The organism is Sinomonas sp. RB5, assembly GCF_054063535.1.
The window spans coordinates 45894-60765 of the sequence record NZ_JBSSGJ010000014.1; the positions used below are offsets into that span (position 1 = coordinate 45894).

Annotated in this window: 12 protein-coding genes; 4 read left to right on the forward strand and 8 right to left on the reverse strand. The window is 73.4% G+C overall.

Annotation, left to right across the window (positions count from 1 at the left end; genetic code table 11):
- Window positions 1-40 precede the first annotated feature (40 nt).
- Together ACVWWH_RS15340 and upp are read left to right on the forward strand one after the other, a co-directional pair.
- Window positions 41-823 carry a phosphatase PAP2 family protein gene (locus ACVWWH_RS15340; RefSeq protein ID WP_457317142.1) on the forward strand — a complete coding sequence of 261 codons (783 nt, stop codon included), beginning with the start codon at window positions 41-43 and terminating at the stop codon, window positions 821-823.
- A gap of 59 nt (window positions 824-882) precedes the next feature.
- The gene (gene upp, locus ACVWWH_RS15345) at window positions 883-1518 is read left to right on the forward strand and encodes a uracil phosphoribosyltransferase (RefSeq protein WP_066495122.1); all 636 of its coding nucleotides are present in this window, start codon (window positions 883-885) and stop codon (window positions 1516-1518) included.
- 25 nt (window positions 1519-1543) lie between these two features.
- Here upp and ACVWWH_RS15350 read toward each other — a convergent pair whose 3' ends face one another.
- From ACVWWH_RS15350 to ACVWWH_RS15360, 3 genes are all read right to left on the reverse strand, one after another.
- Window positions 1544-2272: a hypothetical protein gene (locus ACVWWH_RS15350; RefSeq protein WP_457317143.1), complete on the reverse strand. Its 729-nt coding sequence runs from the start codon at window positions 2270-2272 to the stop codon at window positions 1544-1546.
- Window positions 2269-2856 carry an RNA polymerase sigma factor gene (locus ACVWWH_RS15355; RefSeq protein ID WP_066495125.1) on the reverse strand — a complete coding sequence of 196 codons (588 nt, stop codon included), beginning with the start codon at window positions 2854-2856 and terminating at the stop codon, window positions 2269-2271. Before ACVWWH_RS15355 ends, ACVWWH_RS15350 begins: the two co-directional genes overlap by 4 nt.
- A 108-nt stretch (window positions 2857-2964) precedes the next feature.
- Window positions 2965-3654: a hypothetical protein gene (locus ACVWWH_RS15360; RefSeq protein WP_066495129.1), complete on the reverse strand. Its 690-nt coding sequence runs from the start codon at window positions 3652-3654 to the stop codon at window positions 2965-2967.
- A gap of 202 nt (window positions 3655-3856) precedes the next feature.
- On the opposite strand from ACVWWH_RS15360, the gene ACVWWH_RS15365 reads away from it, so the two are divergent.
- The gene (locus ACVWWH_RS15365; protein WP_457317144.1) at window positions 3857-4234 is read left to right on the forward strand and encodes a VOC family protein; all 378 of its coding nucleotides are present in this window, start codon (window positions 3857-3859) and stop codon (window positions 4232-4234) included.
- Window positions 4235-4240: 6 nt separating this feature from the next.
- On the opposite strand, the gene ACVWWH_RS15370 is transcribed toward ACVWWH_RS15365, so the two are convergent.
- The 4 genes from ACVWWH_RS15370 to ACVWWH_RS15385 all read right to left on the reverse strand — a co-directional run bounded on the left by ACVWWH_RS15370 (window position 4241) and on the right by ACVWWH_RS15385 (window position 12237).
- Window positions 4241-6418 (reverse strand): ATP-dependent DNA ligase, encoded by a 2178-nt coding sequence (locus ACVWWH_RS15370; protein WP_457317145.1) that lies wholly within the window; start codon window positions 6416-6418, stop codon window positions 4241-4243.
- 44 nt (window positions 6419-6462) lie between these two features.
- Window positions 6463-8583 (reverse strand): ArnT family glycosyltransferase, encoded by a 2121-nt coding sequence (locus ACVWWH_RS15375; protein ID WP_457317146.1) that lies wholly within the window; start codon window positions 8581-8583, stop codon window positions 6463-6465.
- The gene (locus tag ACVWWH_RS15380) at window positions 8583-10802 is read right to left on the reverse strand and encodes an ArnT family glycosyltransferase (protein WP_457317147.1); all 2220 of its coding nucleotides are present in this window, start codon (window positions 10800-10802) and stop codon (window positions 8583-8585) included. Before ACVWWH_RS15380 ends, ACVWWH_RS15375 begins: the two co-directional genes overlap by 1 nt.
- A 91-nt stretch (window positions 10803-10893) precedes the next feature.
- Entirely contained in the window at window positions 10894-12237 is a 1344-nt protein-coding gene (locus ACVWWH_RS15385) for a bifunctional glycosyltransferase family 2/GtrA family protein (protein WP_084249257.1), read from the reverse strand.
- A 228-nt stretch (window positions 12238-12465) separates the two neighbouring features.
- On the opposite strand from ACVWWH_RS15385, the gene ACVWWH_RS15390 reads away from it, so the two are divergent.
- The gene (locus tag ACVWWH_RS15390; RefSeq protein WP_457317148.1) at window positions 12466-13419 is read left to right on the forward strand and encodes a DMT family transporter; all 954 of its coding nucleotides are present in this window, start codon (window positions 12466-12468) and stop codon (window positions 13417-13419) included.
- Here the strand turns inward: ACVWWH_RS15390 and ACVWWH_RS15395 are convergent.
- Window positions 13367-14872, reverse strand: coding sequence for a HAMP domain-containing sensor histidine kinase (locus ACVWWH_RS15395; protein WP_457317149.1), 1506 nt, complete (start codon window positions 14870-14872; stop codon window positions 13367-13369). The genes ACVWWH_RS15390 and ACVWWH_RS15395 overlap by 53 nt on opposite strands.

A 14872-nucleotide genomic window follows, 5' to 3' on the forward strand; every position in this document is an offset into this window, starting at 1 on the left:
GCCCGCACGGGCCAGCACACCGGGGGGAGAGGAGTCGGCCGTGGACGGGGAAGGCGCACTGCGCCGCTGGATCGCAGAGATCGGCCGCCGGCTCGGCCCGAACGCCACGATGTGGGCGCTGCTCGCCGTCGGGGCCGCCCTCACGCTGGGGTTCTCGTGGGCCGGCGGCGAGGTGTACGAGTCCGTGGTGCAGAAGGACGAGCTCGCCGCGCTGGACCAGCCGGTGCTCGCGTGGGCAGTCTCGGCCCGGACCCCGGCCCTCGACGCCGCGGTCACCGCACTGACAAATATCGCCGGCGGGGTGATCGCGCCCATCGTCGCCGCCGTCGCGATGGTGCTCCTGGCGGTGTGGATGCGGCACTGGCGGCCCCTCGTCCTCGTGCCCGCGGCGGCGCTCGGCTCGCTGTCCGCCACGGTTTTCGGCAAGGAGCTCACCGCGAGGGCCCGGCCGCCGCACGAGCTCGCGGTCCCGCCCTACGAGTACTCCGCGTCCTTCCCGAGCGGGCACACCCTCAATGCGACCGTGATCGCCGGGATCGTGGTCTACCTCGTCTGCCTCAGGGTCCGCAGCGCGTGGACGCGCACGGCGGTGATCGGCCTCGGCGCCGTCTACGCGCTCGCCATCGGGCTCTCCCGGGTCTTCCTCGGCCACCACTGGCTCACGGACGTGGTGGCCGCCTGGTTCCTCGGGTGCGCGTGGCTGACGGTGGTGATCATCGCCCACCAGGTCTTCCACCTGGTGCGCCGCTCGCGGGCGGAGCGGGCCGCCGCGGGGGCCGCGCCCGACGGCGGTGGCCGGGTGCCGCCGTCGTCCTCCCTCTGAGGCGGAGACGAGGGACGGACGGGGTGAGCCTGTCGGACGGGACTGGTAGGTTCTCTGCCATGCGAACTCTCGTCGTCGACCACCCCCTCGTTGCGCACAAGCTGACCGTGCTGCGGGACAAGAACACCCCCAGCCCGGTGTTCCGCCAGCTGGCCGAGGAGCTCGTGACCCTCCTGGCCTACGAGGCCACCCGCGAGGTGCGCACCGAGCCCGTGACGATCGAGACGCCGGTCACCACCACCGTGGGCACGGCCTTCACGAAGCCCACCCCCTTGGTGGTCCCCATCCTGCGCGCGGGCCTCGGCATGCTCGAGGGCATGGTCAAGCTCGTGCCGACGGCCGAGGTCGGCTTCCTCGGGATGGCCCGTGACGAGGAGACGCTCGACATCGTCACCTACGCCGAGCGGCTCCCGGAGGACCTCACCGGCCGCCAGGTGTTCGTGCTCGATCCCATGCTCGCCACCGGCGGGACCCTCAGCGAGGCCGTGAAGTTCCTCTTCCGCCGCGGCGCGAGCGATGTCACGTGCATCTGCCTGCTCGCCGCCCCCGAGGGGCTCGCGCGCCTCGAGAAGGGGCTGGGGGAGGCGAACGTGAAGATCGTGCTCGCCTCGATCGACGAGCGGCTCAACGAGAAGGCCTACATCGTCCCGGGGCTCGGCGACGCGGGCGATCGCCTCTACGGCCTGGCGAAGTAGCAGGGGCGCGCTGGCGCCCGCCGTCCTAGGGCAGCTTCGGCAGCAGGCCGGAGAGCAGCGACGGCGGAGTGGGGGCCGGCGCCAGGTGCGGCACCGTGGGCACGGTGCTCGGGGAGAGCGACGGGTTGAGCGGCAGCTGCGGGACTCCCGGGACGCCAGCAGCCGGCGCGGGGGCGGACGGCGTGACGGTCGACGCCGGCAGGGTCGACTTGGGCGCGATGGTCGCCGGGGCCTGGGCGTCTCCGGGCGCGGTCGTGCTGCTCGGGGCGGGCACGGCCGGCGCGACCCGGGCGGGGAGGGGCGTCTGGCCCGTTCCCGCGGGGGAGGGGGCCTGGCCGGGCCCGTTGTCCACCGCGGAAGTGCCGCCGTTGGGCCAGAGGTGGAAGCCGTCCTGCGCCACGGCGGCAGCGCCGGCCGATGCCGCGCCGGCGGTGATGGCGATGATCAGCGCGGTGGTGGCCGGACGGCCGCGGCGGCGCCGCGAGGCAGTGCGGCCGCTCCGCACGGCCTCGAGGTCGACCACCGTGGCCGGCCCGGTTTCGTGCTGCGCCTCGGGCTGCTGCTCGGGGGCGGAAGGCTGGGGCGCGGCGGCGAGGAGGCTGCTGAGGCGTCGGTTGGGCAGCACCGGCGCGGACTCTGCGAGCCCGCGGAGCTCGGAGAGGACCGGGCGGAGGGACTCTGCGTCCTCGGCGTCCAGTCCCTCGAGGAGCTCGTCGACGACGCCGAGGTCGTCCGGGTCAAAGGCGGAAGTCATGGCCTGCTCAGTTCTGTGGTGGGCACGTGCGTGCGGAGTTCGTTCAGGGCCCGGCGCTGGAGCTGCTTGACCGCGCCCGGGGTCCGGCCCATGACCGCGGCCGTCTCGTCGATCGAGAGGTCCGCGACGATGCGGAGGAGGAGGACTTCGCGGTAGTCGTCGGCGAGCCGGCCGAGGAGGGCGAGCGCGCCGCTGTCGGCGACGACTGAGTCCTCGGGGGTCGTGGCCGCACGCCGTGGATCGGTCTCTGCCTCATGGGGAACCAGATAGGGGGTCCTCGCCCTGCGCCGGTGATGGTCGACGGCGCGTCCGTGGGCGATGGTGAAGGCGAGGGCCTTGGTGCCGGCCAGGCCGCCGGTGAAGCCGGGCTCCTCGTCGGTGGCGCCCTGGGTGAGCCGCGTGTAGAGGGCGAGGAAGACGTCGTGCGTCACGGCGTCGGGGTCGTCAATGCCCCGCGCGCGCAGGTAGCCCCTGACGGGCCCCGAGTACTCGCGGTAGGCGGCGGTGAAGAGTTCTTCCGGGCTGTCCTGATCGTCCGCGGCGATCACCTGCCCGGGGTCCTCGCTCGTGTGCAACCACTCCATCCTGTCCATCGGTCGCGGCACGCGGTGCCCGCACGGGGCGCGTGTGCCGGTGCGTGCCGGGGCCTCCGCAAGGGCCGGCCCCGGCACGGTCAAACACCCTACCGCAGGTTACTGGTGCAGGGTGCTGCCGAGGTCGGACGGCACGGCGGGGGCGCTCGGGACGGCCGGGGCGCTCGGGAGGGTGCCCTGGGCCGGGACGGCCGGGACCGCGGGGAGGGCGGGGGTGCCCGGGACCGCGGCCTTGGCGGCGGACGCGGCGCTGCCGGCGGCCTGCTTCACGGCACCCGTGGCCGCCTGGGCGTCGAGGCCCTGGCAGTAGGCGGCGATGTTGGCCTGGCCCTTGGCCGCGACCTCGAGGCTCTTGAAGCCGGCGGAGGAGGCGTTGAGCGAGCCCGCGGCGTTCGCGTGGCACAGGCCCACGAGGTCGAGGTCGGCGGCGCCGGTCGAGCTGCCCTCGGTGGAGGCGGAAGCCGTGTCGGCGGCCTTCTCGGCGTCGGTGGCCGCGCCCTGGGCCTGGGAGGCGGCCTTCGTGGCGGCGTCCTTGGCCTGCGCGGCGCCCTTGGCGGCGGCGTCCTGGACCTTCTGGCCCGCAGCCGTGGCGTCGCCCTTCGCGTCGTCGAGCGCGGCCGGCGCCGGGGCGCCGAGGATCTGGTGGGCCACGCTCTGGGCCTCGGTGGGGAGGGTGCCGGTGTAGGCGGCGGTTCCCACGCCGCCGACCGTGAGGACGCCGAGCGCAGCGGCGCTCGCGGCGATCTTGCCCGACGTGAGGCCAGAGGTGATGACGGTGAGGATCGACATGGATCGGCTCCTAGGAGGTTGAAGTCAGTGGACAGGACGCGAACCGTGCGCCCTACACCCCTTGAACCGACGGGCGCACCGGAAAGGTCACTCGGTCCGGAGAATTTCTTTGAGGAGTCTTCTGAGAGGCTGCGGACCGGCATGGTCCGCAGCCTGTCCGTGTGCTCTTCCTGCCCCGGACGGGCGCGCCTAGCGTGGACTCATGGACTGGAAGCTCGAACTGGCCTTTATCCCTGTGAGCGACGTCGACCGATCGATCGACTTCTACGTCAACAAGGTCGGATTCCACCTCGACTACGACCAGCGTGTCAGCGAGGACGTGCGGTTCGTGCAGATCACCCCACCGGGGTCCGCATGCTCGATCGCGTTCGGTGAGGGCCTGTCCGAGAAGCCGCCGGGCACCGCTGCCCTGCAGGTGGTGGTCGCGGACATCGCTGCAGCGCACGACGGGCTCGCCGCCGTGCGCGGGGTCGACGTCAGCGACGTCCTGGTCCTCGACTGGGGCCACTTCGTGACCTTCGAGGATCCGGACGGCAACCGGTGGGCGATCCAGTACCTCCCGCAGCGCCCCAACGGCTGAGCCGCGCTACTGGTCCCCGTCCAGGACGGAGGAGAGGTCGTAGCGGACCGGCTCCTCCAGCTGGCTGTAGGTGCAGGACGCGGGCGAGCGGTCCTCGCGCCACCGCACCCATTGTGCGGTGTGCCGGAAGCGGTCGCCCTCGGTGTGGTCATAGCGCACCTCGGCCACGCGTTCGGGCCGCAGCGGGACGAAGGAGAGGTCCTTCTTCGCGTTCCAGCGCGAGTGGGCCGCGGCCGTCGGAGTGCGCGGGATGGACTGGTCGCGGTTGTCGGGGGCCTCCTCGGCAGGCTGCGCCGAGGCCCAGGGGTGGCCGTCGAAGGTCGTGACGAGAGGCTGCAGCTCCGTGAACAGCTCGCGGCGGCGGGCCATCGGGAAGGCCCCGACGACCCCCACTGAGTGGAGCTTGCCCTGATCGTCGTGCAGGCCCAGGAGCAGGGAGCCGATGGCGTCGGGCTCGTCCTTGTACAGCCGGTAGCCGGCCACGACGCAGTCCGCGGTCCGCTCGTGCTTCAGCTTGGACATGACCCGCTTGTCCTCGGCATAGAGCTCGTCGAGCGGCTTGGCCACGATCCCGTCCAGGCCCGCACCCTCGAAGGCGCTGAACCATTCCAGGGCGACGGCGGGGTCCCGGGTGGCGTTCGTGAGGTACACCGGCGGCTCGGCGTCCTTCAGGGCCTCCTCGAGCGCAGCGCGCCGTTCCCGGAAGGGGCGTTCGACGTAGTTGTCGTGGCCCAGCGCGAGCAGGTCGAAGGCGACGAAGCTGGCCGGCGTGGCTGCGCTGAGCTTGGCGATGCGCGAGGCGGCAGGATGGATCCGCTGCTGCAGCGTGTCGAAGTCGAGGCGGTCCCCGGACTCCGGGTCGACCAGGATGATCTCGCCGTCGATGACGGAATGGTCGGGAAGGTTCTCCACGAAGGCGGTGACGAGCTCGGGGAAGTAGCGGGTCATGGGCAGGGCGTTGCGCGATCCGATCTCGACCCGGTCGCCGGAGCGCCAGATGATGGCGCGGAAGCCGTCCCACTTCGGCTCGTACAGGAACTCGCCTTCGGGGAGCTTCTTGACCGGCTTGGCGAGCATGGGCCCGTAGGGAGGCGCGATGGCGGTGCCCCACTCGGCGTCGCGCTCCGCCTTGGGGGCCATGTACTCCGCGTCCGCCCGGTCGGCCTTGCGCCTGCTGGGCGGGACGCGCGGCGGTTCGCCGGGCATCTTGGGGTAGTCGGGCGGGAAGTTCAGCTCGCCGAGCCCGCGCTCGAGGTCCCGCTCCCACAGCTCCAGTGCGCCGGCCACGTCGGCCGCCGTGCCGTCGATGCCCGCCCAGGGGCACTCCCGCTCAGCCAGGAGGCCCGGGACGGTGCGGACCGTGAAATCCCGCGGGTCGGCGTCGGCCAGCTCGTCCCAGGTCAGCGGGGTCGAGACGGGCGCGTGCGGCAGGGGCCGGGGAGAGTAGGCGGCGGCGATCGTGCGGTCGCGGTTGGCCTGGTTGAAGTCGACGAAGACCCGCTCGCCGCGCTCCTCCTTCCACCAGGCTGTGGTGACCAGCTCCGGCAGGCGCCGCTCGAGCTCGCGGGCGATCCCGATGACGCCGTGGCGCACATCCTGGAACTCGTGCGTGGGGCGGATGCGCGCGTAGACGTGGACGCCACGGTTGCCGGAGGTCTTCGCGAAGGCGGTGAGCCCGGCCTCGGCCATGACCTCGCGGAGGGCCTGGGCCGCGACGACGGCGTCGGCGAAGGTCCGCCCCGGCTGGGGGTCCAGGTCGATCCGCAGCTCGTCCGGGCTGTCCAGGTTGGCCGTGCGCACCGGCCAGGGGTGGAAGGTCACCGTTCCCATCTGGGCGGCCCACGCGAGCGCTGCGGGCTCGTCGAACACGAGCTGGTCGTGGCGCCGGCGTGACGGATAGGTGCACGTCACCGTCCTCAGGTAGCCCGGCGCGCCCCGCGGCGGCCGCTTGGAGAAGAACTCCTCGCCGCCGATCCCCTCAGGGAAGCGCTGCAGCGTCATGGGGCGGTCGCCGTTGAGGCGGAGGAACGGCGCCGCCACCGTGACCAGGTAGTCTGCCAGGTCGCGCTTGGTGACCGGGGTCGCGCCATCGGTGGCGGGCCAGAGCACCTTGTCCGGGCTGCTCAGCTTGACCTCCCGCACACCGTCGGGGCCGTCCACGCGCAGGATCTCGGAGTCCGCCATGCGCCCACCGTAGCCGCAGCGGGCGCCGTTGGGGCACCCCCGACTCACCCGAGCCGGTAGACCGTCTCCCCGCCGATGGTCTGGGCGGTGTAGTTCGCCTCGACCCACTGGGCGATCTGCCGGGCTGCGTTGGACCCCGAGTCCCCGCCCATGATCGAGGCCGCGATGAACCAGTGCACCTTGCCCTCGGACACGAGCTGCTGGAACTGCGCGAGCGTGGGGGACGGGTCGGTCCCGTTGAACCCGCCCAGCGCCATGACGGGCAGGCCGGTCGCGAGCTGGTAGCCGGCGGCGTTGTTGGACCCGACCACTGCAGCGGCCCACGTGTACTTGGACGCGTCGTCGGTCAGGGCTGCGACGAGCGCGGAGGACGGGGTGGCGGCGCCCAGCAGCCCGGCCCCGCCTCCGCGTCCGCCGAAGCCGCCCGAGCGCCCACCCTGGGGGCCGAAGCCGCTCGCCGCCGGGGCGCCCGTGCCCTGGCCGAACTGGCCCTGGATGAACTGGCGTTGGCCTCCGAACCCGCCCCGGCCGCCGAACCCGAATCCGGAGGACGGCCCGGCGCTCACGATGGCCCCGGTGTGCGCGGTGGAGACCGTCTGCACTGTGAAGGCCAGCGGGCCGGCGAGGCCCGCGAGGAGGGCGAGGGACGCCGTCGTCCGCGAGCCCCAGGCACTCCGGCCCGGGACGAGGCGCGTGCCGAAGGTCCCCGCGACCATGCCGGCTGCCGCGGCGATCCCCGCGACCGCGACCACCGGCGGCAGCCACGGCACGAAGCCCGTGGCACGGCCCAGCAGTACGGCGCCCGTCACCCCGGCGGTCGCCATGGCGGCGGCCAGGGCCACCGATTCGGTGCGCAGGGAGCGGCGGTGCCACAGGATGGCCGCGCCGAGGCCCACCAGGGCCGCGATGCCGGGAGCGAGCGCCACCGAGTAGTACTCGTGGATGATGCCGGCCATGAGGCTGAACGTGAGGCCCGTGACGAGGACCCAGCCGCCCCACACGATCACCGAGGCCCGCACGGGATCGGTCCGGGGAGCGAGGCGCCCCGCCCACACCAGGGCGGCGCCCAGGATGAGCGCGGAGGGCAGGAGCCACGCGATCTGGCCGCCGAATGAGGCCGAGAAGAGCCGGAAGAGGCCCGGCTGGCCCCAGCCGTTGCCCCCGCCCACGGAGCCGACCTCGTTGCCGTCGAGCCGGCCGAACCCGTTGTACCCGAACGTGAGCTCGAGGATGGAGTTGCCCTGGGACCCGCCGATGAACGGCCTGGCGCTCGCGGGGGTCAGCTCGACCGCGAGGATCCACCAGCCCGCCGAGGCGGCCATCGCCGCGAGCGCGCCGACGAGGTGGAGCAGGCGCCGCCCGAGCCGGTGCGGGGCCGCCACCAGGTACGCGATCCCGAAGCCCGGGACCACGAGGAGCACCTGGAGCTGCTTGGTCAGGAAGCCGAGTCCGAGCAGGACGCCCGCTCCCACGAGCCAGCGCGCCTTCCCGTCCTGGACCGACCGCACCACGGCGTAGGCGGCCGCCGTCATGAGCAGCACGAGCAGCGCGTCCGGGTTGTTGAACCGGAACATGAGCGCCGCCACCGGGGTGAGCGCGAGTACGACGGCGGCGAGGAGGCCGCCGCGGTGCGCCGCGGCGTCGCTCCCGGTCGCCGCCCGGACGGCCCTGCGGACCGCGAGGTACAGGACCGCCGCGGTGGCGACACCCATGAGGACCTCGGGGACGAGGATCGAGGCCGAGCTGAGCCCGAACACCCGGACCGAGAGGTCCACGATCCAGAGCGACGCGGGGGGCTTGTCCACCGTGATCGAGTTCCCGGCATCCGAGGAGCCGAAGAAGAACGCCTCCCAGTTCTGGCTGCCGGCCTGGGCCGCGGCCGAGTAGAACGCGTTGGCCCAGCCGTTGGCGGTGAGGTTCCACAGGTAGAGGGCCGCGATCGCCGCGAGGACTGCAGCGAGCTCGAGGCGCCGCCGCACGGCACCGGCCGCCCCCGCACGCCCGGCGAGCGGACCCGCAGGACGTGACCTCCAGGAGGTGACTCCCAGACGGCCGGGGCGGGGAGTGCGGGCCCCGGGTGGGGTCGCCGGGGACGGGGCCGCCGAGGGCGGGGTCGTCCCTGGCGGAGTGGTCCCCGGCGGCTCGTAGCCCAGGGTGCTCGCCATCACTTCACCAGCTTATAGACAGTCGTCGAGCCGACGGTCTGCGCCTGGAAGTTCGCCTCGACCCACTGGGTGATCGCGGAGGCGTCGGTGGTGCCGCCGCCGCGGCCGCCGAACCCGCCGCCCATGCCGCCGCCCATGCCGCCGCCCGCGATGTAGTACGTGACCTCTCCCTTGGACACGAGGGCCTTGAACTCATCGAGGCTCGGGTAGGGGTCGCTGCCCATGAAGCCGCCCATCGCGATGACGTTGGTGTCCGTAGCGAGCTCGAGGGAGGCCGCAGAGTTCGCGCCGGTGGTCGCTGCGGACCACTTGGTGGTGGTCTGCTTCAGGAGCGCCACGAGCTCGCTCGACGCGCTCGCCCCGCCGCCGGGGCCGCCCTGCATCTGGCCGCCGAAGCCGCCCTGGCCCGGGACGCCCGCGGCGCCGGTGCCGGCCCCGCCGGCGGCCGCGCCGCCGAGGGCCTCGGCGGCAGAGCCGTCAGGGGAGGTGCCGAGGCGGTCGCGGAACTGAGCGAACCCGGCGCGCGTCCCGAAGCCGCTGGCGCCGGACGGCCCCGAGGTCGGGATCGCGCCGCTGTGGCCCACCGAGGCCGTGGCGACCGTGAACGCAGCGGAGCCGAGCCCGCCGGCCAGGAGCGCGGTCACAGCCAGTGCCACGGCACCGGCCCGGACCCTGCCCGCCCCGAAGCGGTCCGCCCGGACCAGGAAGCCCAGTGCGGCGAGGACGCCGAGCACCACGACCACCACCCGCAGCCACGGCAGCCACGACGCGTCGCGGCCGAGGAGCACCGCGGTCCAGACGCTCGTGCCGAGCACGGCCACGGCCAGGACGATCCGGGACGGCCAGTAGGACCGGCCCCGCCACAGCTCGGCGGCGCCGATGCCCACCACCCCGGCGATCCCGGGCGCAAGGGCGATCGTGTAGTAGTTGTGCACCGTCCCGGTCATGAACGAGAACACCAGGGCCGTGAGGATCGTCCAGCCGCCCCAGATGATCAGGGAGGCACGCACGCGGTCGGTGCGGACGGCCCGCCGGGTGAACCAGAACCCGGCGACGAGCAGGATCAGCGCCGCCGGCAGGAGCCAGGAGATCTCGGTGCCGAAGGTCGGGCCGAACATGCGCGTGATCCCTGCGGCGCCTCCGAAGCCGCCACCCGGGCCACCGCCGCCGGGGGCCCCGCCGGCGAACCCGCCGAAGCCGGCCCCGCCCTGCGCTGCCGAGCCGGCGGCAGCACCGGCGTCGGACGCGCGGTCCCGCACCGCGCCCCCGAAGCCGCCGCCGCGGTTGCCGAAGATGCGGGCGAGGCCGTTGTACCCGAAGGTGAGCTCGAGGAAGCTGTTGGTCTGCGAGCCGGCCATGTAGGGGCGCACGGTCGTGGGGGTGAGGGTGAACGCGGCGATGTAGGCGCCGGCCACGGCGACGAGGCCGCCGAGCGCGCCGAGCAGGTGCACGATCCGCCGGCGCAGCGTGGTCGGCGCGGCCCACAGGTACGCCAGGCCGAGCGCGGGCACGATGATGAGGCCGGCGAGCATCTTCGTCAGGAACGCGAGGCCGAGGACGGCGCCCACACCCACGAGCCACTTCCAGCCGGCCTTCTCGATCGCGCGGACGGTCATGTAGGCCGCGAGGACCAGGCAGAACGTGAGCATCGCGTCCGGGTTGTTGAACCGGAACATGAGCGCCGCGACGGGCGTGGCCGCGAGCGCGCCGCCCGCGATGAGCCCCGCGGCCGGCCCGCTCACGCGCTTGACCGCGGCGTACATCAGCGCGACCGAGGCGACGCCCATGAGCGCCTCGGGCAGGAGCATGGTGAACGAGTTGAAGCCGAAGATGCGCCCCAGGAGCCCGGGGATCCAGAACGCGGCCGGGGGCTTGTCCACGGTGATCGCGTTGCCGGCGTCGAGGGAGCCGAAGAACCACGCGGTCCAGTCCTTGCTGCCGGCCTGGATCGCCGCGGCGTAGAACTCGTTCGCCCAGCCGGAGTTCGTCAGGTTCCACAGGTAGAGGAACCCGGAGGCGACGATGAGGCCGAACGCGGACGGGCGGGCCCAGCGGGGCTGGTCCGCGCCGAAGGCGATGCGGCGCCACGAGGGCCGGGCGGGCGGACGACGGCGGGAGGAGGCCGCCGCTGTCCGCCCAGCCGGGGCTGTGGGGGGCGCGGTGTCGACCGTGCCGGCGGAGGTGCCGGATCCGGTGTCTGGAGTGAGCGAGGTGGTCATGGGAGGCCTTTCGGTCGGCAGGCTGCGTCTGGGAGTCAGCTTCTGGAGGTCACCTTCTGGGAGTCAGCTCCTGAAGGTCACCTCCCGCGGGTCACGTGCGGCGGCGGAACACCCAGTGGCGGAAGAGGAGGAACTTGACGGCGGTCGCGGCGAGGTTGGCGACGATGAGGACGCCGAGCTCGAGCCACGTCGCAGGATCGGCGACCGTGTGCATCCAGGCGAGCGCCCCGGCGGTGAGGGCCCAGCCGAGGCCGAAGACGATGAGTCCCTCGAAGTGGTGCCGCCCGAGCCGCTCCGCGCCGAGCACACCGAACGTGAAGCGGCGGTTCGCGGCCGTGTTCGCCACGGCGGTGATGAGCAGGGCTGCGAAGTTCGAGGCCTGCGCGTCCATGAACTCCCGGCCCAGGACGAACAGCGCGGCGTAGGCGAGGGTGGAGGCGATCCCGATGGCCGCGAACCGGGCCAGCTGGCCGAACAGGCTCTGCCGACGCCCGGCCTCCGCAGTGCGCTCGCCGGCGGGAAGGGGGCCGCGGGCGAGGGCGCCGCGCAGCTCGGCGAGGGGGATGCGGCCGCGGGCCATGTCGGTGGTGAGCCGGTACATGCCGCGGAGGTCGTCGAGGGCCGTCCGGACCACATCCACCTTGGAGTTGGGATCGTCCGTCCAGTCCACCGGGACCTCGTGGCAGCGCAGGCCGCAGCGCTCGGCCAAGACCAGCAGCTCGGTGTCGAAGAACCATGCGGTGTCGAGGGTGTGCGGCAGGAGCTGCTGGGCCACGTCCGAGCGGATGGCCTTGAACCCGCACTGCGCGTCGGAGAACCCGGCGCCCATGAGCGAGTGCAGCAGGAAGTTGTAGGAGCGTGAGACGAACTCACGCTTGGGGCCGCGGATCACCCGCGAGGTCCGCGCCAGCCGCGTGCCGATCGCGAGGTCCGAGTGGCCGGACAGGAGCGGGGCCACGAGCGGGCCGAGCGCGGCGAGGTCGGTGGAGAGGTCCACGTCCATGTACGCCAGCACAGGCGCATCCGAGGCGAGCCACACCCGGCGCAGCGCGTTGCCGCGGCCCTTCTGCTCGAGGTGGACCGCGCGGACCTCGGGCAGCTCGCGGGCGAGCCGCTCGGCCACGCGGAGCGTCGAGTCGGTCGAGGCGTTGTCTGCCACCGTGATCCGGAATCCGTGCTCGAACGTGCGCGCGAGGTGGGAGTGGAGGCGGCGGACGCACTCCTCGAGGTCCTTCTCCTCGTTGTACACGGGGACCGTGACGTCGAGGACGGGGATGCCCGCGGCGTCGAGCGCGGCCGCGTCGACGGCGGTGCCGGGCCGCAGGACGGGGAGGGGATGGACGACGCCGCCGGCCGCCTGCGCGGTCGGCTCGCCGGAGCCGGGGGCCGGGGCTCCGGCGGCTGCGTCCGTGATGCTGGGGTCGGTGAGCGTCATGCAATGACTGTCGCGGGCTATCTTTTGATCGTCTTAGCGGGATCCTGTGGTCCTGCTGTGAGGCGGTTTCACGGGTCCCGGGGCGACCTCGCGCTCCGGCGGGCGACCTCGCGCTCCGGCGGGGTCGCCTCGGGGAGGATTCGGCCCTGCCCGAATCGTTGGGGATGTCGGTGCCCGGGCCTAGAGTCTGACCGTGACCCCTTCCACCGCCGTCCAGGACCCTCGCCGATGAGCCGCCGGGCCTGGATCCTCTTCGCGGCCATGAGCCTGATCTGGGGCGTGCCGTACCTGCTCATCCGCGAGGCCGTGCACGAGGTGAGCCCCGCCGTCGTCGTGTTCTCGCGGACGGCGATCGGCGCCGTCGTCCTCCTGCCGTTCGCCCGCCACGGGATGCGCACCGTGTGGGAGCACCGCTGGCCCGTGCTCGCCTTCGCCCTCCTGGAGATGGTGGGGCCGTGGTTCCTGCTCAGCGATGCCGAACGGTTCATCACGAGCTCCCTCGCCGGGCTCCTCATCGCGTTCGCGCCCGTGCTGGCGCTCGTCGTCGCGCGGCTGATCGGGCTCGAGAAGCGGATCGGCCGGCTGCGGATCGTGGGCCTGGTGGTCGCGGTCGGGGGAGTGGCAGCGCTCGGCGGCGGCGGCATGCAGGCCTCGGGCCCGTGGCCGGTGGTCGAGATGATGCTCGTGGCCGTCGGCTACGCGATCGCGCCGCAGATCGCCGCCACGAAGCTCCGCGACGTGCCCGCGCTGCCGATGACCGCGGCGTGCCTGAGCATCGCCGCGCTCATCGCCTCGCCCTTCGCGGTGCTCTCCTGGCCGGCCCAGCCGCCGTCGGGCCTCGCCACCGGGTCCCTCGTGCTGCTCGGCCTGCTGTGCACGGCGCTCGCCTTCCTGCTGTTCTTCCGCCTGATCGCGGACGCCGGCCCCGCGCGGGCCACGGCGATCGCCTACGTCAACCCGGTCGTCGCCCTCGCGCTCGGGGTCGCACTCACCGGTGATCCGCTCACGCCGCTGATCGGCGCCGGTGCGGTGCTCGTGCTCGCGGGGACGTTCATGGCCACCTGGCGCAGCACCCAGGAGTCCGAGCCCGCGCCGGAGGATCCCGGGCGGACGCGACGGGGCCTGGGGGCTACGCAGCGGGGAGGTATACGGCGAACTCCGTCCGCCCGGGCCTCGAAGTGACGTCGATCGACCCGCCGTGGGCCTTGACGATCGCGTCGACGATCGAGAGCCCGAGCCCCGTGGAGCCCTCGCCCGCGGAGGTGCGCGCCTTGTCCGCTCGGGTGAACCGGGAGAACACGGTCTCCTGCAGGTCGGGCGGGATCCCCGGGCCGTCGTCGGTCACGGTCAGCACGGCCTCCCCGGTGGCGGACCGGCCCGCCGCGGCGGTGACGGTGGTCCCGGGGGGCGTGTGCTTGCGCGCGTTGCTCAGCAGGTTCACGAGCACCTGGTGGAGCTTGGCGCCGTCGGCCGTGATCTCGACGGGTTCCTCCGGCAGATCGAGGCGCCACACGTGGTCCGGCGCGATGACCTTCTGGTCCGTGACCGTCTCCACGAGCAGCTGGGTGAGGTCCACCGGCCCCCGCTTGAGCGGCTGGCCCTCGTCGAGCCGGGCCAGCGTCAGCAGGTCCTCCACGAGGCGGGACATCCGCAGTGACTGCGACTCGACGCGCCCGAGCGACTCGGCGCCCTGCTCCGTGAGCGGCTCCGTCAGGCGCAGCATGTCCGTGTAGCCGCGGATCGCGGTGAGGGGGGTGCGCAGCTCGTGCGAGGCGTCGGCCACGAACTGGCGCACCTTCATCTCCGAGGCCTGACGCGCCTCGAGGGCGCCGGCGACGTTGTCCAGCATCCGGTTGAGCGCGCTGCCGACCTGGCCGACCTCCGTCCCGGGATTCGCGGCCGAGTCGGGAACGCGCACCGCGAGGGCCACCTCACCGGCCTCGAGCGGCAGCTGCGCCACCTGTCCGGCCACGCGGGAGAGCTCGTCCAGCGGCTTCATGGTGCGCCGGATGATCACCGTGCCGAGCAGCCCGACGAGCACGAGGCCGCCGAGGGACACGGTCACGGTGGTGAGCACGAGCGAGCCGAGCGTCGCCTGCATCGAGGTCAGGGGAAGCCCGGTCACCACGACGTCGCCGCTGGCCACCTGGACGGCGACCAGCCGGAACGATCCGGCGCTGAGGCGCCGGTCGACGGCGTTCGTCGCCCCGCCGCCGGGGGGACCCCCGGGCCCCTGGTCGACGACGGGGAGCGAGGCGAGCGCGTCGGCGTCGGACTGCGTGATGGAGACGATCTTGCCGTCGGCCGTGCGCAGGCCGCTCGTGACGAGGACCCCGTTGCTGATCCGGGCGCTGAGGGTGCCGGCGCCCTGGCCGGGGGCGTCCAGCGGATCGCGGCGCAGGCCGCTGGAGGCAGCGCCGAACTCCACGGCGCGGTGGCTCGCCTGCGCCAGCTGCCCGTCGAGCTGCTGGGTGAGCACCCGGTCCATGGTCGCGTACAGGAGGGTCCCGACCACGGTGCAGATGCCCACGAGCAGGAGCATCACCACCAGCACGAGCTTGGTCCGCAGGTGCCAGGTGTCGGGATGGAGCCAGCTGCGCCCCGAACGCGGCTCCGCGCCCGAGAGCTTGCTCAT

Excerpts from the sequence above, each read along its gene's own strand:
- upp (WP_066495122.1), top strand. The coding sequence starts at position 883 with ATGCGAACTCTCGTCGTCGACCACCCCCTCGTTGCGCACAAGCTGACC.
- ACVWWH_RS15350 (WP_457317143.1), bottom strand. The coding sequence starts at position 2,272 with ATGACTTCCGCCTTTGACCCGGACGACCTCGGCGTCGTCGACGAGCTC.
- ACVWWH_RS15355 (WP_066495125.1), bottom strand. The coding sequence starts at position 2,856 with ATGGAGTGGTTGCACACGAGCGAGGACCCCGGGCAGGTGATCGCCGCG.
- ACVWWH_RS15360 (WP_066495129.1), bottom strand. The coding sequence starts at position 3,654 with ATGTCGATCCTCACCGTCATCACCTCTGGCCTCACGTCGGGCAAGATC.
- ACVWWH_RS15365 (WP_457317144.1), top strand. The coding sequence starts at position 3,857 with ATGGACTGGAAGCTCGAACTGGCCTTTATCCCTGTGAGCGACGTCGAC.
- ACVWWH_RS15370 (WP_457317145.1), bottom strand. The coding sequence starts at position 6,418 with ATGGCGGACTCCGAGATCCTGCGCGTGGACGGCCCCGACGGTGTGCGG.
- ACVWWH_RS15375 (WP_457317146.1), bottom strand. The coding sequence starts at position 8,583 with ATGGCGAGCACCCTGGGCTACGAGCCGCCGGGGACCACTCCGCCAGGG.
- ACVWWH_RS15380 (WP_457317147.1), bottom strand. The coding sequence starts at position 10,802 with ATGACCACCTCGCTCACTCCAGACACCGGATCCGGCACCTCCGCCGGC.
- ACVWWH_RS15385 (WP_084249257.1), bottom strand. The coding sequence starts at position 12,237 with ATGACGCTCACCGACCCCAGCATCACGGACGCAGCCGCCGGAGCCCCG.
- ACVWWH_RS15390 (WP_457317148.1), top strand. The coding sequence starts at position 12,466 with ATGAGCCGCCGGGCCTGGATCCTCTTCGCGGCCATGAGCCTGATCTGG.
- ACVWWH_RS15395 (WP_457317149.1), bottom strand. The coding sequence starts at position 14,872 with ATGAGCAAGCTCTCGGGCGCGGAGCCGCGTTCGGGGCGCAGCTGGCTC.